Origin of the sequence: Methylobacterium sp. HMF5984 (assembly GCF_045033435.1) — a bacterium.
GTDB lineage: Bacteria > Pseudomonadota > Alphaproteobacteria > Rhizobiales > Beijerinckiaceae > Methylobacterium.
The window spans coordinates 5,322,435-5,343,546 of the sequence record NZ_JBJFLN010000001.1; the positions used below are offsets into that span (position 1 = coordinate 5,322,435).

At 74.0% G+C, this 21,112-nt stretch carries 14 protein-coding genes; 4 read left to right on the forward strand and 10 right to left on the reverse strand.

Features of this window, described 5'->3' with window-relative positions; genetic code table 11:
• Window positions 1-71: 71 nt before the first annotated feature.
• The 9 genes from ACFZ8E_RS25955 to ACFZ8E_RS25995 all read right to left on the reverse strand — a co-directional run bounded on the left by ACFZ8E_RS25955 (window position 72) and on the right by ACFZ8E_RS25995 (window position 14,791).
• Window positions 72-581: a ferritin-like domain-containing protein gene (locus ACFZ8E_RS25955; RefSeq protein WP_147860068.1), complete on the reverse strand. Its 510-nt coding sequence runs from the start codon at window positions 579-581 to the stop codon at window positions 72-74.
• A gap of 257 nt (window positions 582-838) precedes the next feature.
• Complete coding sequence (gene chpT, locus ACFZ8E_RS25960; RefSeq protein WP_147728838.1) at window positions 839-1,573, reverse strand: histidine phosphotransferase ChpT; 735 nt, start codon at window positions 1,571-1,573, stop codon at window positions 839-841.
• Window positions 1,574-1,821: 248 nt separating this feature from the next.
• Window positions 1,822-2,229 carry a DNA-binding protein gene (locus ACFZ8E_RS25965; protein ID WP_313899066.1) on the reverse strand — a complete coding sequence of 136 codons (408 nt, stop codon included), beginning with the start codon at window positions 2,227-2,229 and terminating at the stop codon, window positions 1,822-1,824.
• Between the two features lie 156 nt (window positions 2,230-2,385).
• Window positions 2,386-2,658, reverse strand: a complete 273-nt coding sequence (locus tag ACFZ8E_RS25970) for a hypothetical protein (protein WP_243945539.1) — start codon at window positions 2,656-2,658, stop codon at window positions 2,386-2,388.
• Window positions 2,659-2,837: 179 nt separating this feature from the next.
• Window positions 2,838-5,069, reverse strand: a complete 2,232-nt coding sequence (gene pbpC / locus ACFZ8E_RS25975) for a penicillin-binding protein 1C (RefSeq protein WP_405044259.1) — start codon at window positions 5,067-5,069, stop codon at window positions 2,838-2,840.
• A gap of 2 nt (window positions 5,070-5,071) precedes the next feature.
• On the reverse strand, window positions 5,072-10,396 hold the full coding sequence (locus ACFZ8E_RS25980; RefSeq protein WP_405044260.1) for an alpha-2-macroglobulin family protein: 5,325 nt from the start codon (window positions 10,394-10,396) through the stop codon (window positions 5,072-5,074).
• 103 nt (window positions 10,397-10,499) lie between these two features.
• Window positions 10,500-12,059: an alpha/beta hydrolase domain-containing protein gene (locus ACFZ8E_RS25985; protein WP_243945534.1), complete on the reverse strand. Its 1,560-nt coding sequence runs from the start codon at window positions 12,057-12,059 to the stop codon at window positions 10,500-10,502.
• Window positions 12,060-12,184: 125 nt separating this feature from the next.
• On the reverse strand, window positions 12,185-14,131 hold the full coding sequence (locus ACFZ8E_RS25990) for a YgiQ family radical SAM protein (RefSeq protein WP_405044261.1): 1,947 nt from the start codon (window positions 14,129-14,131) through the stop codon (window positions 12,185-12,187).
• Between the two features lie 165 nt (window positions 14,132-14,296).
• On the reverse strand, window positions 14,297-14,791 hold the full coding sequence (locus tag ACFZ8E_RS25995; RefSeq protein WP_147728252.1) for a YcgN family cysteine cluster protein: 495 nt from the start codon (window positions 14,789-14,791) through the stop codon (window positions 14,297-14,299).
• 250 nt (window positions 14,792-15,041) lie between these two features.
• Between ACFZ8E_RS25995 and ACFZ8E_RS26000 the strand changes: the two genes are divergently transcribed.
• From ACFZ8E_RS26000 to ACFZ8E_RS26010, 3 genes are read left to right on the forward strand one after another with little or no spacing between them, the layout of a single operon-like run.
• Window positions 15,042-17,309, forward strand: coding sequence for a transglycosylase domain-containing protein (locus ACFZ8E_RS26000; protein WP_405044262.1), 2,268 nt, complete (start codon window positions 15,042-15,044; stop codon window positions 17,307-17,309).
• Window positions 17,310-17,314: 5 nt separating this feature from the next.
• The gene (locus ACFZ8E_RS26005) at window positions 17,315-18,049 is read left to right on the forward strand and encodes a DUF1214 domain-containing protein (RefSeq protein ID WP_147859939.1); all 735 of its coding nucleotides are present in this window, start codon (window positions 17,315-17,317) and stop codon (window positions 18,047-18,049) included.
• Window positions 18,037-18,726, forward strand: coding sequence for a hypothetical protein (locus ACFZ8E_RS26010; protein WP_243938232.1), 690 nt, complete (start codon window positions 18,037-18,039; stop codon window positions 18,724-18,726). Before ACFZ8E_RS26005 ends, ACFZ8E_RS26010 begins: the two co-directional genes overlap by 13 nt.
• A 21-nt stretch (window positions 18,727-18,747) precedes the next feature.
• Here ACFZ8E_RS26010 and ACFZ8E_RS26015 read toward each other — a convergent pair whose 3' ends face one another.
• Window positions 18,748-20,532, reverse strand: a complete 1,785-nt coding sequence (locus ACFZ8E_RS26015; protein WP_405044263.1) for a chloride channel protein — start codon at window positions 20,530-20,532, stop codon at window positions 18,748-18,750.
• An 82-nt stretch (window positions 20,533-20,614) separates the two neighbouring features.
• Between ACFZ8E_RS26015 and ACFZ8E_RS26020 the strand changes: the two genes are divergently transcribed.
• Window positions 20,615-21,064: a MarR family winged helix-turn-helix transcriptional regulator gene (locus ACFZ8E_RS26020; RefSeq protein ID WP_147729017.1), complete on the forward strand. Its 450-nt coding sequence runs from the start codon at window positions 20,615-20,617 to the stop codon at window positions 21,062-21,064.
• Window positions 21,065-21,112: the final 48 nt, after the last annotated feature.

Here is a 21,112-nt window from a genome sequence, read left to right on the forward strand (position 1 = left end):
CGCCGCCCCGCCGTCGCGGGGAGCCGGACCGCGACGCGATCGACCGCGTCGCGGTCCGGTCTTCGCCCGGCCTAGCGGTCGGCCTTGGCGCCGGCGGTGGTCAGCTCGATGTAGCGCAGGGTCGTCGGGCGCACGAGCTCGCGCACCTTGGCGGCCATGCCCTCCTCCTCCTTCAGCGATTGCTGGAAGGCCGCGGCATGGCCCTGCTGGCCCGCCGCCTCGCCGATCGCCAGCAGCGAGGTGTAGGCGGCGATCTCGAAGTTCTCGAAGGCGTGGTTGGCGTAGGCGTTCTTCAGGATCTCGTCCTGGGCCGGGGCGTGCCCGAGCGCCATCATGTTGCCGACGAAGCCGAGAAAGCCCTCCTTGAGCGCCGAGGGGCTCTCGGAGAGGCCGTGCAGCGCCTCCTCCAGGCGGGTGCGCTGGCCGTGGGTCTCGTCGATGTGGCGGCGGAGCGCCGCCTCCATCTCGGGATAGTTCTGCAGCCGTTCGACCTGACGCTCCATGATCTGGAGCGCCTGCATCTCCAGGGCATGCGTGTTCTTCAGCGCCGTGACGTAGATGTCGCGCGTGTCGAGGGCCATGTTCGGATCTCCTGATCGGCGGCCGGAGCCCGGCCGCGCCTATGGGAGAGACCCGGCGCCCGCCGGCCAAGTTTCCCGGGAGTCGCGCACGCGCTCAATGTGACGCAGCGCGGCGGATCTCCCGCGTGCGTCTCGCGCGTGGACGGCGCACCCAAGCCTCCCCCGCACCCAAGCCGGGCTCGCCCGCCTCGGGCACATGGGGTGCGGATCTCGGGCGGGCCCGAGATCCGTCGGGGGGAGGGAAAAGCCGGTGCTCCTCAGGCGAGCAGGGTGTCGGACGGCTCGCTGTCGGAGGGGCGGTCGTCCTCGGAGCTTTCCGGGGCGGTCTCGATCACCGGCTCGACCGCGGCGGCGACCGGCTCCGAGCGGATCGTCACGGTGTCGCCCTCGATGGAGAAGCGCACGTTCATGGCGGCGGCGCGGGCGACGAGGCCGGCATAGTAGGGCAGGATGCCGTGGGCATCGACGACGCCGTTCTCGGGCGTGCCGGCGATCAGCGCCTCGACATGGGGCGGGATGCGGGCATGCGAGCCCTTGGCGACCAGCACCAGGGTCGGCGCCTCGCCGTCGCCGGTCACCGTCACGTCGAGCAGGCCGCCGCGCGGGATCGCGCCGGTGGCGATCATCACGAGGTTGAGGAGCAGCTTGACCTTGTTCTTCGGGTAGAGCGCCACCGGCGCGCTCCAGCTGAGCTGGGTCTTCTCGTCGGAGAACATGCCGCGCGAGACCTTCTCCGCGTCGGCGAGGTCGATCGAGGCGCCGGCCGAGCCCGCCGCGCCGAAGGCGATCCGGGCGAATTGCAGGCGGGCGGAGGCGTGGCGCGCGCTCTTGCGGATCAGGTCGAGGGCGAACTCGCGCATCGACTCGTCCTGGTCGTCCTCCAGCACCTCGAGCCCGTTCACGATCGCGCCCACGGGGCTGATCACGTCGTGGCAGACGCGGGAGCACAGCAGCGCGGAGAGGTCGAGGGCGTCGAGGGTCACGGCATTCATGGCACGCTCCGGGCGTTTTCTTCGGACTTGGTCTTCGGACTTGGTCGTCCGGCTTGGCGACGCGGAACTCGGCCGCGGGCTTGGCGACGCGGAACTCGGCCGCGGGGCGGCCCTGCCCGAACGGATAGACGCCACATCCGCCTTTGCAAAGGGTTACGGGGGAGGCGCGACGCGGCAAGCCGATCGCCGGCCGGCCCTCGGACCGGAGCGGCAGGCGCCCGGCTCGGTCCGCCGCCCCGCGCGCCCCCTCAGGTCCGGCAGAACAGCACCCGCCCGTCCGCCCGCATCTGAAGCAGGGCGTCGAACTCGCGCACGTTGCGGGTCAGCACGGCGACCCCGTGCTTCATCGCCTGCACGAACAGCACGCAGTCGTGGAGGGCCTTCATCCGCTCGTCGCGGCCGTAGCCCTGAACCCGCGCGAGGATGCCCGCATACACGGCGGCCTGGGCGAGGATGTCGGCATCCGGCACGAACAGGCGATGCGCCGGCATGGCATCGATCGCCGCTTCGATCGCCGCGACGGCGCCCTCGGTCCGGGCGTCGCCCGGATCCAGCGCGCCGACCGTATGCATCAGCTCCTGGACGGCGACGGTGCTGTGGTTCACCAGCCGGATCGCGAGCAGATCCGCGACGATCGCGGGCGCCCTGCCTTGCATCTGGTCGATGTAGACGCAGGTATCGAGGAGAAGGCCGTTCCCGGCCGATGCCTCCGTCCCGAGAAACGGAAGACAGTCGTCGGATCGGCGTCCCAGGGTCCTGACCGGAGCCTGCCTCCGAACCCGCTCGGCGGACCGGAAGTCGAACGCCACGCGCTAGAATCCGAGGTCCAGCCCGGGATCGACCGTGCCTCTCAACGCTCGAAACACGTCGGCGAAATCGTCTTCGATCGCCAGGTTGGCCAGGGCGAACTCCACCAGCTCGGTGTCCGACCGGATGCCGGTGCGGGCTTTCGCGCGCTCGATCAGTTCCGGCGACACGCGCCCGTGAATCCGCCCGCCTTTCTTTGCGATCAGGCCGCTCTCCTGCGCCCGCGCCAGCACGGCCTGAACCTTCGCCTTGGACGAGGCCGCCGCCACGATCGCCATAGGATCGGGCGACACGCGGTGCAATCGGACGCTCGATCCGCTCGGTCCTCCGCGTGGAGGCTCGTCGCGAAGGCGGTCTGCGCCCGTCCCATGCGCCCGGCTCGGCGAGCACGCCCGCAGACCCGGCAAACCTCTGGAGGCGTGCGACGCGCACGACCGGCACCGGGATGCCGGCGCGCCTATTCCAGCCGCACCACGACGCTGTCGCTCGCGCCGGTCGCGTCGAGGACCGAGATGCGGGCGAAGCCGGCGCCGTCCGGGACCCATTCGGACTGGCGGCGGGGGGAATCGGCCACCGGGCGGCCGCCGACCATCCAGGTCAGCGGCGGCACGCCGCCCAGCGCCTTCAGGGCGAGGCGCGCCTGCTGCGCCGCCTCGCCCGGGTGATCCTGAAGCCCGAGATCGATCCGGGCGCCGTCGGGCGGGTAGGCGATCTTCAGGGGCGCGGTGTCGGCGGCGGCCAGGGTCTTGGGGGCGTCGCGGCGGATGTGGCGGAGCGGCGGCGGCAGGCCGGCCGACGTGGTGACCAGCGCGTCGCGCGGCTGCGCCACCGGCTCCGGCTCGCCGCCGAAGCGCGCGAACGCGTCGAACAGGATCGGCGCGGCGACCGCGCGCCCGACGAGGCCCGGCACCGCGGCGCCGTCCGGCCGCCCGACCCAGACCGCGATCGTCACCCGCCGGTCGAACCCGGCCGCCCACGCGTCGCGATAGCCGAACGAGGTGCCGGTCTTGTAGGCGATGCGGCCGGGCAGCGCGTTCTCGGGGGGCGGTGCGCCGCGCAGGATGTCGGCGACGTACCAGGCCGCCACCGGCTCGGCGACGCGGCGCGCGGAGTCGGGCGGCGCCGGCCGGTCGGCGCGGCGGATCAGGTCGGGCATCGCGCCGCCGCGGGCGAGGCCGGCATAGAGCCGGGCGAGGTCGGTCAGCGTGATCCCGAGGCCGCCCAGCGCCACGGGTAGGCCCGGCGCGGCGTCGCGCGGCAGCAGGATCGCGGCGCCGGCGGCCCTGAGGCGGGCGATGAAGCGGGCCGGGCCGACCGCCGCCATCAACGCGACGGCGGGCACGTTGAGCGAGAGCTGCAGGGCGCGGCGGGCGGTGACGGTGCCTTGATACGTGAGGTCGAAGTTCTCGGGCGCGTAGGCGGCGGCGTACCGGGCCGGGCGGTCGTCGAGCAGCGTCTCGGGATGGGCGAGCCCGCTCTCGAAGGCCTGTGCGTAGATGAAGGGCTTGAGCGCCGAGCCCGGCGAGCGCACCGCCAGCGTCATGTCGATGGCGCCGCGGCGCGCGGCGTCGCGGTAGCCGGCGCTGCCGACCTGGGCGAGCACCGCGCCGGTGCGGTTGTCGATCGCCAGGATCGCCGCCGACAGGCCGGGCCCCGCGGCCTGCGCGCGCTCCGTCGCCAGCTGCTCGAGGCTCGCCTGGAGCCGGCCGTCGAGGGTCAGGCGCAGCACGCTCGCCGACGGGTCGGCGGCGACCGCCGCCTCCGCCGCGTGCGCCGCCGCCATCGGGAACGGGCGTCGCAGGTCCGGCACCGGCTCGGCCTTGGCGGCGGCGGCCTCGCTGCGCGTGATCGCGCCGCGGGCGGCGGCGATGTCGAGCACCCGGTCCCGCGCCCGGCGGGCGTTGGCGGGAAAGCGGTCCGGCCGGCGGGTCTCGGGCGCCTGCGGCAGGGCGACGAGGAGGGCGGATTCGGCGAACGAGAGCCGGGCCGGCTCGCGGCCGAAATAGGCGAGCGCCGCCGCCCGCGCGCCCTCGACCGGGCCGCCATAGGGCGCGAGCGCGAGGTAGAGGTCGAGCACGCCGGCCTTGCCGAAGCGCCGCTCGAGCGCGACCGCGCGGACCATCTGCCGGAGCTTTGCGGCGAGCGAGCGTTCGGCGCGCGGCTCGACCAGGCGGGCGACCTGCATCGACAGGGTCGAGCCGCCGGAGACGATCCGTCCGTGCGCCAGCCATTGCCACGCGGCGCGCAGCGTCGCCGCCGGGTCGATGCCGGGATGGTTGGCGAAGCGCCGGTCCTCGTAGGCCGTGAGCATCGCGAGATAGCGCGGGTCGACGGACGCCGCCGTCACCGGCAGCCGCCAGCGCCCGTCCGGCGTCGCGAACGGGCGCAGCAGGGTCCCGCGGGCGTCGACCACGATGGTGGAGCGCAGGTCCGCCTGCGCCAGGTCGAGGGGCGGCAGCGCGGCGGCGAAGCGCCAGAGGGCGAGGGGGGGGATGGCGACGAGGATCGCGACGAGGGCGACAAACACGCGCCACCACCCTCCCCCCTCGGCGGGGGAGGGTGACCCCTGCGTGAGCAGGGGTCGGGAGAGGGGAGCGCCGTCTCCGGAGGACGCGGTCCCCTCTCCCCCCCTGCTCCGCAGGGTCCCCTCCCCCGCAGAGGGGGGAGGGACGCGCGGGCGGCCGCCCATCCCTACTTCGCCGCCCCGATCTCGACCGAGCCGAACGCGGTGCGGCCGAAGCGTTCGGGGCGGTACATGTCCTCGATGGTCGCGCCGGGGTGGACGTAGGTGCCGGGCGAGATCGCGCGGACGGTGTAGGCGGCGGTGAAGAAGGCCGACTGCTCGGGCGAGCGGTCGTAGGCGGCCACGAAGCGGTCGTCGCGGAACTCGGTGTGGACCGGCTGCACGTCGGACTTCGCGAAGGCGAGGCCGGTGAGCGCGTCGGCGTCGAGGAGCTTCGGGTTGTCGATCTCGAGGCCCGCGGGCAGGCGGTCGACCAGCAGCAGGCGGCCGGCGCTGGCCTTGGCCTCCGTCACCTTCAGCACCACCACGAGGCGGTCGTTCTGGCGGATGCCGCGGGCGGGGTCGACGATGCTGCCGTCGAGGCGGTGATAGCTCCGCTCGATGGCGTAGCCGCGCGCGTCGGCCGGCTCGGGCGACACGGGATTGCCCGAGACGCCGACCACCACCTGCACCGGCGCCCGGCCGGTGTTGGCGATCGCCACCGGCCGCTCCAGCGCCGCCGCCCGGTAGCTCCGCGCCAGCGGGCCGGCCTGGGGCGCGCCGTCGACGGTGAAGGACAGCGCGTCGGCTTCCTGCGTCAGGCCCTGGGCCGCCAGCACCATCCAGGTGTTCTCCTGCGTGCTGGTGACCCGCCCGGAGGCGCGCTCCTCGACAAGCACCGCGGAGACCGGGGTCAGCGCGGCCTGCGAGAAACCGGTCTCGGCGGCGAGCGCCAGCAGGCCGGCGCCGTCGCGCAGGCGCGAGCCGTAATCGGCGCGGTAGCTCTGCCTGTCGCGCTCGGACCGGAGCGCCGTCAGCGCGGACTCCATCGCCTTGGCGGCGCGGCCGCGGTCGCCGAGGAGCGCCAGGGCCGCCGCGATCTGCGCCCGCCCGAGGGGGGTGACGAAGTCGGCGAGCTTGGTGTCGGCGAGGTAGCGCAGGTCCCCCATCACCGGGCGGCCGTTCCGGGCCAGCACGTAGGCCGCGTAGGCGAGGTCGGTGCCGCCGTCGCGCACCTCCGTGGTGTTGGCGACCGCGTTGCGCAGGCGGTCGAGGGCTTGGCCGAACGCCACCTGCGGCACGGCGAAGCCGCGCTCGCGGGCCCGCGTCAGGAAGTCGGTGACGTCGGCCGACAGCCAGAGGTCGTTCGACCCCTGCGCCGACCACAGCCCGAAATCGCCGCTCGCATCCTGGCGCGACAGCACCCGCTCGATCGCCTCGCGGATGCGGGCGTCGACGGTGTCGTCGAGGGCCAGCCTGTCCTTGGCCGCGAGCGCGTTGACGTAGAGCAGCGGCATCGCCCGGCTCACCACCTGCTCGGAGCAGCCGTAGGGGTAGCGGTCCAGCGCCAGCAGCAGCGCCGGCACGTCGATGCCCGGCAGCGCGCCGGCCGCCACCGAGACGGTGCCGGTGCCGGGCAGGATGTCGGCGAGCAGGTCCCCGGAGAGCTGCAGGCTCGCGCCGGGCGCCAGCGTGCGCACCTCGCGCCGCACCAGCGCGCCGGTGCCGGGCGAGACGGGAAGCGTGAAGCGCTGGCCGACGCCCGCGGCGAGGCCCGGGCCGGAGAGCGTCAGGTCGAGGCTCGCGGTGCCGGGCCCGGCCGCGGTGATCGGCACCACGAGCTGCCCCTTGGCGCCCGCCTCCAGCCGCATCGTCGTGCGCACCGCCTGCGCCCCGACCAGCACCGGCCCCGACAGGTCGAGGTCGAGGGTGTAGTCGCCGCCCTGCCCCTCGACGTTGTCGAGCGCCAGGAAGACGCGGGAGCGGTCGCCGGCATTGAGGAAGCGCGGCAGCGTGCCGGTGACGACCACGGGATCGCGCACGATCACGTCGGCCGAGGCCTGGCCGACGCGGCTGCCGCTCCAGGCGGTGACCATCACCCGCGCGGTGCCGTTGAAGGCCGGCACCGGGAAGGTGACGCTGGCGCTGCCGTCGGGCGCGACAGTCACCACGCCGGAATAGAGCGCGAGCGGCGCCTGGGTCGGCGGCGCGTCGGCCAGCTCCCCGCCGGCGCCGTCGCCGCCGGAGCGGATCGCGCCCAGCGTCCCCTGCATCCCGTCGATCAGGTACCCGTAGAGGTCGCGGATCTCGGGTCCGAGCGCCTTCTGGCCGAGGAAGTAGGCGACCGGGTTCGGCGCCTCGTAGCGGGTGAGGTTGAGGATGCCGACGTCGACCATCGCCACGGTGACGCGGGCCGCCTCGCCGGCCTTGAGCCCCGCGAGCCGGATCGGCAGGGTCAGGTCCTGGCGCGGGCGCGTCTTCTCCGGGGCCTCGACCGAGACCGTCAGCGCCCGCTCGGCCCGGTCGACCGAGAACCACGCCAGCCCCAGCGCCCGGCCCGGCAGGCGCTTGGCGGCCTGGTCGAGCGGCCGGTAGGCGGTGGCGACGAGGTAGGCGCCCGCGCCCCATTCGGCCTTGACCGGGATCGACACCGTGGCGCCGCCCTCCGGCACGTCCACGTCGAGCACCGCCTGCAGCCGGTCGCCGACCACCGTGACGGTGGCGCGGCCCTTGAAGCGCGGGTTCAGCCGCGCCTGCAGGGTGTCGCCGGCCGTGTAGGCCGCCTTGTCGAGGGTGAGGTCGAGGAGGTCGGGCACCTCGGCCGTCTCCGAGCCGCCCCAGCCGACGCTGAAGCTGACGGAGGCCGCAGCCCCCGGCCGGCCCGGCGCGCTGACCTCGAGGCGGTACTTCCCGAAGCCGAGCGCCTGGGCCACCTTGGCCGGCGCGTCGGCCTTCAGGTCGAGGGTGCCGTCGGCGACCCGGCGCACGGACTTCACCGGCTCGAACGACCAGCGGCCGTCGGCGCGGTACCATTGGTAGGTCTGCTCCAGCCGCGACAGCGTCCAGGTCGCGCCGGCCTGCGCCAGGCGCGTGCCGTCGGGCGCGGCCATCACCACGTCGAAGCCGGCGGTGCCGCCGACGGGCAGGTCGTCGCCAAAGCCCTTGCGGATCGCCAGCACCGGGCCCTCGGGCAGGATCGGCAGGGTGAGGCTGCGCGACAGCGCCCGCCCGCCGGGCTCGCCGACCGCGAGCGTGATCTTGGCCTCGACCGGGCGCGGCGCGGCCAGCGCCTGCACCGGCACCGCGACCACGGCCTCGCCCTGGGCGTCGGTGGCGGCGCGCGCCTCGATCTCCTGGGTCGAGGCCTCGATCGCCTCGTCGTCGAGCCCGACCGAGAAGCCGTCCAGGCCCTTGATGCCGCTCGCGGCCGCCGCCTGCACGGTGACGCTGCCCGAGACGTCGAGGCCCGAGCCCGGCGCGCCGTAGAGGTAGCGCGCCGCCACCGCGACCCGGGCGGCCTCGCCCCGGCGCAGGCTCGGCTGCTCGGGCTTCAGCGTCACCTCGAGCCGCTCGGGGACGTAGTCCTCGAGCAGGAACGAGGCCTCGCCGACGGCGGGCGCCTTCGGATCGGTGAAGGCCTGGATCCGCCAGGTGCCGTGCATCGCGCCCGAGAGCAGCGGCAGCGGCAGGGCGCGCCCGCCGAGGCCCTGGTCGGCCACCGAGACGCGGCGGTACTCGACGCCGTCGGGGCGCTTGACCACCAGGGTCAGCGGCAGGCTCGGCACCGCCTTGCCCTGCCCGTCGCGGAGGAGCGCGGTGATCTGCACGGTCTCGCCGGAGCGGTAGACCCCGCGCTCGGGGAAGACGTAGGCCTCGATCGAGCCGGCGTCGGCCCGACCCTTCACGCCGCGGTCGGTGAGGTCGAAGGCGGCGAGGTCGAGGTCGAGGAAGCCGTAATCGTCGCCGACCTGCGCCACCACCAGGCTCGGGGCGACGCCGCCCTCGCCGCGGGCGAGCCCCGGATCGAAGGCGGCGTGGCCGCTCGCGTCGGTCCGGCGCGCGGCCAGCACCTCGTTGTTGCGGGCGATCAGGCGGATCTCGGCGTTCGCGACCACCGTCGCGCTGGCGAGCGAGCGCGCGAAGACGTGGACGCCGTCGCGGCCCTTGAAGGCGGTAAGCCCGAGATCGGAGACCACGAACCACTGCGTCGCCTTGGCCTCGTAGCCGCCGTCCTCGCCCTCCGCGGTCGCGGCGGTGCCCGAGGCCTGCGCCAGCATCACGTAGAGGCCGGGCTCGAGCCGGCCCACCGCCTGGAGCACCGGGAAGGCGGTGACCGATTCCTGGTTGACCTCGGCCTTGGCCGTGTCGAGCGTGCCCTTCCAGACCTGGACGCCCTTCTGCTCGGCGATGGTCCGGGCGGTGGCGCCGTTGAGCTGGCCGAGGAACTCCTCCGACCGCAGCGACGGCAGCAGGCCGCGGTCGCCGATGCGCAGCACCTCGACGTCGACCTTCGGCGCGTTGACCGAGACCAGCGGCACCCCCGCCTGCCCGGTGCGGGGCAGGACGTAGTTGCGGCCGGTGAAGCGCACCTGGGGGGCGCGGTCGCGGACGTAGACCTCGTAGTCGGCCGACTTCAGCAGGCTCTCGCCCACCGCGGAGGGCAGGCCCTGGCGCACGACGAAGGCGTAGGAGCCGCCGTGCTTCAGCCCGTCGACGCAGACCTGGGAGCCTTCGGCCGTGACCGCGGCGTTGGTCGCGCCCGACACCGCGACGAAGGGGGCGAAGTCGGCCTTGGCCGCCAGCGGCTCGGAGAAGGTGAAGCACACCCGCGGGGCGGCGGCGTCGGCGTCGACCTTGTAGTCGAGGATGCGGAAGCCGTGCTCGGCGCGCATCGTCTCGTAGGCCTCGCGCACGGGCGCCACGTCGTTCAGGGCCAGGCTCGCCCCGTAGGCTTCGAGCGCCGGGCGCCACTCCGCCCGGCCGCCCTGGATCTCGGCGAGCAGCGCCAGGGCCTCGGCCGCCTCGGGCGCGCTCCGCGCGCGCTGGTAGGCCTGGTAGGCGGCGGCCGGGGCCCGGCCGCGCAGGCGCGCGCGGCCCTCGTAATCCTTGTTCTCGTCGTCGCCGGCGACCGCGTCGGCCGCCCGCGCGTAGCCGAGCCAGGCCTGGACGTCGGACGGGTCGGCCGCCACCGCGGCGGCGAAGGGCGGCAGCGCCTCGGCGGCCTTCTCGTCGGCGAGCAGCGCCTCGGCGGCGCGGCGGGATTGCCCGGGCCCCTTGAGCGCGCCGGCGGCCTCGCCCTTCAGCGACGTTTCGAGCCGCACGGCCGCGCTCGCCAGCCCCTCGCGCACGAAGGTCCTTGCGATCGCCGGTGCGGGCCGGGCCGCGGGCGCCGGCCTGGGGACGGCACGCGCGGCGGGCGCCGGCGCCTGCGCGAAGGACGGCGTCGTCGACGGCGCCGCGATCAGGAGCCCGGCCAGCAGGCCGATCCGACGCCCGAACCCCGATCCCAGCATGATCGTCCTCGCCCTGTCGCGCCGGTCGGCCCCTCGGGGCCGACCGGCGATTCGCGTGGCGCAAATGCCGGGCGGACCGTAGCACCCGCCCCGCCGGCCGCAATCAGCGCGGGGCCGCCGTCGGCCCCGTCCCGCCGAAAATCGGGTCCGCGGCGGCGGCGTCGACGATGACCGCCGCATCCTCCGGCAGCAGGAAGCCCTGGGCCTCGGCCTCCCGGGCGGCCTCGCGCACCCGGTTCACGTAGTCGGCCTGGCTCCGGTAGCGCTCGGCCAGCGACGGCGGGCCGCCCTCGGTCGCCCGTCGCGGGAAGGGCCGGTAGGCGCCGACGAGCGAGCAGGTGAAGGTGGACAGCGGCGCGTTCTGCAGGCCGTGGACGCCGAGCGGCGCCGCGATGTCGGGCAGGCGCACGCCGCCGACGGGATTGCCGTCGGCGTCGCGCCGCGGCACCTGGACGACCGCCCCCTGCAGGGTCCTGGGCGCCTGCAGCACGCTCGCGTCGCCGGTGGCCGGCACCAGCGGCATCAGCCGGGTCTCGGGCGGGGCGAGGTTTTGCGCGACCCAGCCGTCGAGGCGCTGGAGCGTGGCCCGGGCCACGGGAGCCCAGTCGAGGCGGCCCGGCGGCAGGCTGCAGGCCTCGGCCCGGACCACGGTGACGTGCGAGGCGCCGGCGACGTCGTACATCCGGACGTTGGCCGGCAGCGCGAGGTCTTCGGTGCCGGTGGCGCCGGTGCGGCCGAGCGAGGCGCGCAGCGACGCGTAATCCGTGGTCGAATTCAGGAGCATCGCCTTCGGCGCCACCTCGCCCCGCGCCTCGGCCGCGGCGACGATCGCGCCGATGGTCAGCGGCCCGTCGTGGACGCCGGGAAACTCCGGATCGGCGAAATTCGGCGCGCCGTCGGCGCTCGATCCCGGCCCGGTGCCCGATCGCAGGATCGGCAGCAGCCCCGCGCCCGAGACGAAGACGTGCATCCCGTCGAAGACGCGCCGGCCGTCGGCGCGGTTGAAGCCGTGCAGCAGGAAGGTCTTCAGGAAGCGCCCGTCCTGCGACTTGCCGGTGGCGAGCGTCCGGCTCACGCTGCCGGCGAGCGGGTTCGGCGTGCCCGCGGCATCGGCCGCCGCGTGGGCGAGGAAGTCGGCCGTATCGCGCACGATGGCGAAGCCGACCCCCTCGACGAAGCGCCGCTGTCCCTCGCCGTCGGTGAAGGACGGCAGGTCGGCGCCCTGGCCGAGCTCCCAGTACACCTCGGCGACCCGGTAGCCGCGATCCTCCAGGAAGCCGGTGCCGGCATCGAGGTTGCCCGACGCCATCGGCAGCGCCCGCGGGCTGTTGTAGAGCGCGTGGGCGTAGGCCTTGCCGCGATTGGGCACGTCGACCAGCAGCGCGCCGTTGCCGGCGGCCGCATCGACCGGCAGGAACAGGATCACCCGCGCCGCGTACTCGACCCTGCCGGCGGCGTTGCGCGTCGCCCTGTCGAGATCGGGAATGCCGGCCTCGCCGGGCGCCAGATCGCCGACGACGCGCCCCTCCCAGCGCGCATAGGCCCCCGCCGCGAACGTGCCGTAGGGCTGCTTGGACGCGATCTCCAGGCGGACGACCCTGGCCTCGGCCGCGCCCGCGCCGAGGGCGAGGAGGAGGGCTGCGGCGTGGAGGATGCGTGGCATGGGAACCCCTCGTTTCGGCAGAGCCTGACGCCGTCGCGGCGTGCCGGCCCGGGGGACGATCCGGGGGCGGATGGAACCGCGCTCGGCGCTCGATCCCGACACGGAACGCCCGATGCGCGCGGCCGTCACTTCCGCAGCGGCACGCCCTTCGTGGTGAAACGCGGCGCGCCCGGATGGCGCCCGGGTCGCGGCTGGCCGCCCGCCTTGCCCAGGCCCGTTCCCGGCGGCTGCGAGAGCGGGACGAGCTGGTCCGGCCGCGGCCCGATGAGATCCGCGCGGCCCATCGCCCGCAACGCCTCGCGCAGCAGGGGCCAGTTCTCGGGGTCGTGGTAGCGCAGGAACGCCTTGTGCAGCCGGCGCTGGCGCATCCCCTTGATCGCGTCGACCGGCTCGCTGCCGCCGCGCCGCACGCCCTGCAACGGATTGATCTCGGTGTGGTACATCGTCGTGGCGGTCGCCATCGGCGAGGGCAGGAACGTCTGCACCTGATCGGCGCGGTAGTCGTTCTTCTTGAGCCAGACGGCGAGGTTCATCATGTCCTGGTCGGTCGTGCCCGGATGGGCCGCGATGAAGTACGGGATCAGGTAGTATTTCTTGCCGGCCTTCTCGGCGGCGGCGTCGAACATCTCCTTGAAGCGGTCGTAGGTGCCGATCCCCGGCTTCATCATCAGGTCGAGGGGGCCGCGCTCGGTGTGCTCGGGGGCGATCTTCAGCCGGCCGCCGACGTGATGGGTCACGAGCTCCTCGACGTATTCGGGGCTCCGGACCGCGAGGTCGTAGCGCACGCCGGAGGCCACCATCACCTTCTTGACGCCCTTGACCTCGCGGACCTTGCGATAGAGCCGGATCAGGTCGTCGTGCGAGGTGTTCAGGTTCGGGCAGATGTCCGGGAAGACGCAGGACGGCAGCCGGCACGCCGCCTCGATCTTCGGGTCCTTGCAGGCCATCCGGTACATGTTCGCCGTCGGCCCGCCGACATCCGAGATCACGCCGGTGAAGCCCGGGGTCTTGTCGCGGATCCGCTCGATCTCGCGCAGGATCGAGCCTTCCGAGCGGTTCTGGATGACGCGGCCCTCGTGCTCGGTGATCGAGCAGAAGGTGCAGCCGCCGAAGCAGCCGCGCATGATCGTCACGGAGAACTTGATCATGTCCCAGGCGGGGATCTTCGCGTCGCCGTAGGCGGGATGGGGGGCGCGGGCGTAGGGCAGGTCGTAGACCGCATCCATCTCCTCGCTGGAGAGCGGGATCGGCGGCGGGTTCAGCCACAGGTCGCGGTCGCCGTGGCGCTGGACGAGGGGGCGGGCGTTGCCGGGGTTAGCCTCCCGGTGCAGCACCCGCGAGGCGCGGGCATAGGCCTCCTTGTCGTCCTTGACCTCGTCGTAGGCGGGGAGCCGGATCACGGTCTCGCCGGGGCGGCGGCTGGCGGCCTCGTCGGCCGAATCGAGGTCGTCGGCGGGCAGCTCGGCGTAGTGCGCGGGCACGCGGCGGAACAGGGCGACGCCCCGGACGGAGTCGAGCTCGTGCGGCGCCGCGCCGGCCGCGAGGCGGTTCGCCACCTCGACCACGGCGCGCTCGGCATTGCCGTAGAGCAGCAGGTCGGCCTTCGCATCCGCGAGGATCGAGCGGCGCACCTTGTCGGACCAGTAATCGTAATGGGCGATGCGGCGGAGCGAGGCCTCGATGCCGCCGAGGATGATCGGCACGTCCTTGTACGCCTCGCGGCAGCGCTGCGTGTAGACGATGGTCGAGCGGTCCGGGCGCCGGCCGCCCTCCCCGCCCGCGGTGTAGGCGTCGTCGTGGCGCAGGCGACGGTCCGCCGTGTAGCGGTTCACCATCGAGTCGAGATTGCCGCCGGTGACGCCGAAGAACAGCGCCGGCCGGCCCAGGGCCTTGAACGGCTCCGCCGATTGCCAGTCGGGCTGCGCGATGATGCCGACCCGGAATCCCTGCGCCTCGAGCAGCCGGCCGATGATGGCCATGCCGAAGCTGGGATGGTCGACATAGGCGTCGCCCGTCACCAGGACGATGTCGCAGGATTCCCACCCGAGCGCGTCCATCTCGGCGCGGCTCATGGGCAGGAACGGCGCCGCCGCCTTGGAAGACGGCCGCTTGCAGGCGAGGGGAGCCGGGGATCGGCTCGCGGAAGCTTGGAGGAGGTCCATGGGGCCCGTGCATAGACCGCCGGGGCCGCGACCTCAACGAACGGCGCGGCGGGTCATCACGGACCAGCCCGGCCCCTACCCCTCCTCGCCCGGCATCGCCGTCGGCCAGTCGACGATCCGGTCCGGGAGCTCGTCGTCGGAGAACTCCTCCTCGTTGCCGGCCATCCGGCCGCGGATCGAGATGCCGGCGTCGTGGACGCTGTTGCGCGAGCCCGAGATCAGCGGGTGCCAGTCGAACAGCGGCTCGCCGTCGCGGACCAGGCGGTAGGCGCAGGTGGGCGGCAGCCACGGGATCGTGCGCACCGCCTCCGGCGTGAGGCGGACGCAGTCCGGCACGCGGACCTGGCGCTTGGCGTAGTCGCGGCAGCGGCAATGGTGGCCGTCGAGCAGCGTGCAGCCGACGTCGGTGTGGTGGACCTCGCCGGTGTCGTCGTCCTCGAGCTTGAGCAGGCAGCAGCGGCCGCAGCCGTCGCACAGGCTCTCCCACTCGGCCGGCGTCATCGCATCGAGGGATTTCTCCCGCCAGAACGGCAGGGCGGCACCCGCGGGGGCGGGCTTGGGGTTCCCCATCGGGAACACCTCTCGTGTCTCAAGGGCTGAAGCGCTCTCCTGTGCCGCATGGGCGCCGGCCGCGCAACCTCGCCCCGGGGCCGCCCCAATCCCGCATCAAGGTTGACGCGACCTTTCTCGGGCGCCCGCCGGACCCATCGCCGCGAGGGCCGCGTTCCATCTCGCGAAAGGCCCCGCGGCTTGGTAGAGAGGGGCACGGCCCCGTCGTCCGCGGGTCCGTCGAGGCGTCTCTAGGAGCCGGAACCCCGTCGTGCGCCTGCCGAACGTCTCTCGTCTCCTCACCCGCATCAGGCACGCGTCGCTGGCCTTCGACGCGTGGGTCAATGCGGGCCTCTACGACAGCGGCGTCTCCGGCGGCGCGGCCTACGGCCGCTTCCAGGAGCGGATGAAGGTCTTCGCCTTCCGCGGCTGGAAGCGGGTCGCCCTCGACCTGACGAGCGAAGCCACGACGCTCGGCACCGGGGCTGCGATCCTGATGCTGGCGATGGCGCAGCCCGCCTTCAACCTCACCAGCGACAACTGGCTGAAGCAGCAGGACCTCGCGGTCACCTTCCTCGACCGCTACGGCACCGAGGTCGGGCGGCGCGGGATCAAGCACGACGACTCGCTCAAGCTCGACGAATTCCCCGACATCATGATCAAGGCCCTGGTCTCGACCGAGGACCGGCGCTTCTACGAGCACTGGGGCATCGACCCGATCGGCACGATGCGGGCGCTGGTCAACAACTCGCGCGGCGGCGGCAACACCCAGGGCGGCTCGTCGATCACGCAGCAGCTCGCCAAGAACCTGTTCCTCACCAACGAGCGCTCGCTGGAGCGCAAGATCAACGAGGCCTTTCTGGCCCTGTGGCTCGAGAGCCACCTGACCAAGAACGAGATCCTGAAGCTCTACCTCGACCGCGCCTACATGGGCGGCGGCACCTTCGGCGCGGTGGCGGCGGCGGACTACTATTTCGGCAAGCCGCTGAAGGACATCAGCCTGGCCGAGGCCGCGATGCTGGCCGGCCTGTTCAAGGCGCCGAGCAAGTACGCGCCGAGCGTCAACCTTCCGGCGGCCCGCGCGCGCGCCGTCGACGTGCTGCACAACATGGTCGAGGCCGGCTTCGTCACCGAGGGGCAGATCCAGACGGCGCTGCGCAACCCGGCGACGCCGGTGACGCGCACCCGCGACATCACCGCCGACTACTACCTCGACTGGGCCTTCGGCGAGATCAAGGCCATGGCCGACGCGGGCAAGTTCAAGAGCGACCGGGTGCTGACGGTGAAGACGCCGCTCGACCTCGGCATCCAGAAGCGCGCCGACCAGGTGGTGGCCGACATCCTGCGCAAGTCCGGCGAGGCCTACGACGTCGACGAGGCGGCGATGGTGATCCTCGATCCCGACGGCGCCCTGCGCGCGATGGTCGGCGGCGCCGATTACGGCGAGAGCCAGTTCAACCGCGCCACCGACGCGCTGCGCCAGCCCGGCTCGTCGTTCAAGCCCTACGTCTACGCGGCGGCGCTGAGCTCGGGCCTGTTCCGGCCGGACACGGTGGTCGTCGACAGCCCCGTCTGCCTCGGCAACTGGTGCCCGCAGAATTACGGCCGCTCCTATTCCGGGCGCCAGCCGATGTGGCTCGCGGTGGCCAAATCGATCAACACGATCCCGATCAAGGTCTCGATCGCCATCGGCAAGGGCCTCGGGATCAAGGGCGACTTCCCGGCGGCGAAGGCGGGCCGCGCCAAGATCATCGACACGGCCCACCGCATGGGCATCACCACCCCGCTGGTCGATTCCGTCTCGCTGCCGATCGGCTCGGCCGAGGTCACGGTGATCGACCAGGCCGCGGCCTACGCGGTGTTCGCCAACGGCGGGCGCAAGGCGAAGCCCTACGCGGCCTCCGAGGTGAAGAACTCCAGCGGCGAGGTGATCTACCGGCACGACGACGAGAAGCCCGAGCAGGTGCTCTCGACCCAGGTCGTGGCCGACATGAACTACATGCTGAACAAGGTGGTCGAGGAGGGCACCGGCCGCCGCGCGCAGCTCGAGGGCATGAAGGTCGCGGGCAAGTCCGGCACCACGAACGCCTACCGCGACGCGTGGTTCGTCGGCTACACCGGCAACTACGTCGCCGCGGTCTGGTTCGGCAACGACGACCACACCTCGACCAACAAGATGACCGGCGGCTCGCTCCCCGCCTCCGTCTGGCACGACGTGCTCGAGGTCGCCCACCAGGGCATCGAGCTCAAGCCCCTGCCGGGGCTCAAGGCCCCGAACGCCGCCGCCGCCCAGGCCGCCGCCGCCGCCCCGACCGATCCGGCCGCGACCAGCTACGGCAAGCTCTCGCGCCGGAGCTTCGAGGTGATCGGCGGCCTCAACGGCCTGTTCCGCACCGTCGAGCGGGCCCGGCCCGATGCGGGCGAGGCCAAGCCCGCCGCCGGCGAGCCGCGCCCGGGCGCGAGCCTGGCGCCGGCCGCCACGACCCGCGACGTCGCCGAAGGCACCCGCTCCGTCGGCGGCCGCTTCGAGACCCGGTGACGGCCATGGCGTCGGGCATCGATCCGGCCGCGACGGCGGTCGCGCCGCAGGCCGCGGACGCGCGGCGCGAGCCGAGCCCGCGGCAAGGCACCGACAGGGGCACGGACAGGGGCACCGGCACGGCCGCCGGCCGTCTGCGGAAGCTCGCCTCCGGCGCCTCGCCGGCCGCGCTCGCCCTCTACGCGCTCGCGCTCGGCGCCGGCCTCGGGCTTGCCAGCGCCGACTGGGCGACGCGGGGCGGCTACCCGTTCGGCGGCGTCACGGTGGGGGCCTGGACCGCGTGGCCGCGGGCCGGCTCGACCGCGGCCGACCCCTATACCCGCGCCGTCAACGCCCGCCGGGGCGAGGTGCCGCTCGCCGTCGGCGAGGGTCTGCTGCTCACCGCCGCGGTCGACGATGCCGGGCGGGCGCTCGATGCGACCTGCACCTACCGCATCGCCGGCGTCACCCCGCCGGCCCGCGCCTGGACGCTGACGGTGGCCGGCCGCGGCGCGCCCGAGCCGGGCCGCCAGCCGGTGCGCGAGGGCTTCACCGCCACCGAGATCCTGCGCGAGGCCGACGGGCGCTTCGCGATCCTCCTCGGCCCCGAGGTCGAGCCCGGCAACTGGCTACCGAGCCCGCGCGCCAGCGGGCCGATTCGACTGGCGCTGCGCCTCTACGACACCCCCGTGGCCGCCAGCGCCGGGACGCTCGACCGCGACGCCGTGCCGGCCATCACCCGGACGGGATGCGCCTCGTGAACCTGCGCGTCATCTACGCCACCGCCTGCGGGCTGGCGCTCGCCGGCATCGTCCACGTGGCGACGGTGCTCGCGATTCCCGCCCTGTCGGAGACCGACGCCCTCACCCGCGCCCGCTCCAGCGAGAGCCTGGAGCACCCGCAGCGGGTCTACACGCTGGCGACCCACGGCGAGGCGGCGCCGGCCGAGGCGTGGCTGCCGATCCCCGACCCGTCGGTCGCGGTCGGCGTCTGCGCCTACGACCTGGACGACGGCCCGATGCGGGTCTCGGCCCGCACCGGCGCGATGATGCTGTCGCTGGCGGTGCACGGGCGGAAGGGCGCCTTCTACGCGGTGACCGACCAGGCGGCGGTGCGCGGCGCCCTCGACCTCGTGGTGCTGACCCGGGCGCAGTACGACGCGGCGCTCGCCAGCGACGACGAGAACGAGCCGAGCCGCGACGTGCGCATCGTCGCCCCGAGCGACCAGGGATTCGTCGTGGTCCGCGTCATCGCCGCCCTGCCGAGCCAGCGGCAGGCCGCCAACGACGCGGTGCAGGCGGTCTCCTGCACCACCGACAGCCCGGACGAGCCGGATCCCGACCCGGCGCCGGCCAGCGCGTCGCCGGCGAGCCCGCCGCCCGCAAGTCCCTCGCCGACAAGCCCGCCGCCGGCCGGCCGCGCCAAGCCGAACGGCTGACGTGGAGCCGAACGGCCGACGTCACGCCGTCGGCGCCGGCCGCTTCCGCGCGAAGTAGGCCCGGCGCTCGGCCTCCGACCGGTTCACGGCGGCGCGGACCTGCAGCAGGTCCTTGCGCGTGACGAGCCCGACCAGCGCGCCGGTCTCCGCATCGGTCACCGGCAGGCGGCCCTGGCCGGTCGTCAGCATCAGGTCGACGGCGTGCGCCGCGACGTCGCCCGGATGGACGACGGCCAGCGACCCATCCGAGACCCGCTCGCTCAGCCGCTCGCCCGCGCGGTTCCCCTCCGCCCGCCACAGCAGCGCGTCGCCGCGGGTGACGAGGCCAACGGGGCGGTGCGCGCCGTCCACCACCGGGTAGGCGTCGTGGCGCCCCGCCTCCACCGCCGCGACCGCCTCGGCGAGCGTCAGGCCGGCGTCGAGCGTCTCGACCGCGGGCACCATCACCGCGGCGACGCGGGTGAGCTCGTAGGGGTCGATGCCGTATTCGCGGGTGATGTGCTGGCCGCGCCGCGCGATCTTCTCCGTCAGGATGGAGCGCTTGAGCAGCAGCACCGTCACCCCGTAGGCGGCCGCCGACGCCGCCAGCAGCGCCGGCAGCGCGTGGACGTCGCCAGTCAGCTCGACGGCGAACAGCGTGCCGGTGAGCGGCGCCCGCATCGTGCCGCCGAGCATCGCCGCCATGCCGAGCAGGGCCCAGAACCCGGGCTCGCCCGGCAGCACCGACCCGACGAGCCAGCCCATCGCCCCGCCGAGGATCAGCAGCGGCGCGAGCACGCCGCCCGAGGTGCCGGACGAGAGCGCGACGAGCCAGATCGCCGCCTTGACCAGCAGGATCAGCAGGACGGCCCGGACCAGCATGTGCCCGCCAAGCAGGTCGGCGATGACGTCGTAGCCGACGCCGAGGGCGCGCGGCTCGACCAGCCCGCCGAGGCCGACGGCGAGGCCGCCGAGCGCCGGCCACCACATCCAGTGGATCGGCAGGTGCTCGAACGCGTCCTCGATCGCGTAGAGCAGCGTCGTCAGCGCGCCCGAGAGCAGCCCCGCGACGACGCCGACGGCGACGCAGGCGGCGAGCCCCCACCACGGCAGCACCGGGTCGGCGGCGAAGGGGAAGAGCGGGCCGGACCCGAACAGCGCCGGCCGCAGCATCGTGGCGGTGACGGCGGCGGCCACCACCGGGATGAAGCTGCGCGGGCGCCACTCGAACAGCAGCAGCTCCACCGCGAGCAGCACCGCGGCGACCGGCGTGCCGAAGATCGCGGTCATGCCGGCGGCGGCGCCGGCGACGAGGAGCGTCTTCCGCTCGGCGGCGCTCAAGTGGAAGAACTGCGCGAACAGCGAGCCGATGGCGCCGCCGGTCATGATGATCGGCCCCTCGGCGCCGAACGGGCCGCCGGTGCCGATCGAGATCGCGGACGAGACCGGCTTCAGCACGGCGACCTTCGGCGACATGCGGCTGCCGCCGATCAGGATCGCCTCGATCGCCTCGGGAATGCCGTGGCCGCGGATCTTCTCGGAGCCGAACCGCGCCATCAGGCCGATGACCAGGCCGCCGAGCGGCGGCACGCAGACCATCCAGAGCGACGGCGTCGCCCGCGCCAGCGAGGTCGCCGCCGCGTCGACCCGGCCGAACCAGACGAGGTTCGTCACGACGGCGATCAGCGCGAGCAGGGCCCACGCCGCGACCGTGCTTCCGAGGCCGATGATCACGGCCATGGCGCAGAGGCGGACGAGGCGTCGGTCGGTCCGGAAATCGCCGAGAGCCCGACGCCCGGCGGGCGCGGCTGGCTGGGTGGCCTGCATGCGGTCGAACCTCCTGTAGGATGCGGTGACGCCCGATATATATCGTAATACGATATATTAAACCCCTGACCGGAGATGCCCGATGGATTCGGATGCGGGGCCCGTCCTCTCGCGGGAGGCCTATGCCGCGATCGCGCGCTTCCGGCTGGAGCTGCGGCGCTTCCTCGCCTTCAGCGAGGCGGCAGCCGGCAAGGTCGGCCTGCCGGCGCAGCAGCATCAGGCGCTGCTGGCGATCGCCGGGCATGACGGGCCGCCCACCGTCGGGTTCGTGGCCGAGCAGCTGCTGATCGCGCCGCAGACCGCGGCGGAGCTGGTCGCGCGCATGGTCGACAAGGGCTTCCTGACCAAGGCCGCGGAGGCCCGGGACCGGCGCCGCATGGCGCTGACGCTGACGCCGAAGGCGATGGCGGTGCTGCAGCAGCTGACGACGGCCCACCTCGCCGAGCTGCAGACGCTGGAGCCGGCGCTGGCCACCGCCCTGGCCACGGCCCTCGACCGCGTGCACGGCCGGCCCGACGCCGGGTGCCCTTGAGGAGCGCCGGGCTTGCGGAACCGGGGCGCTCCGGTCTGAATGCCGGGC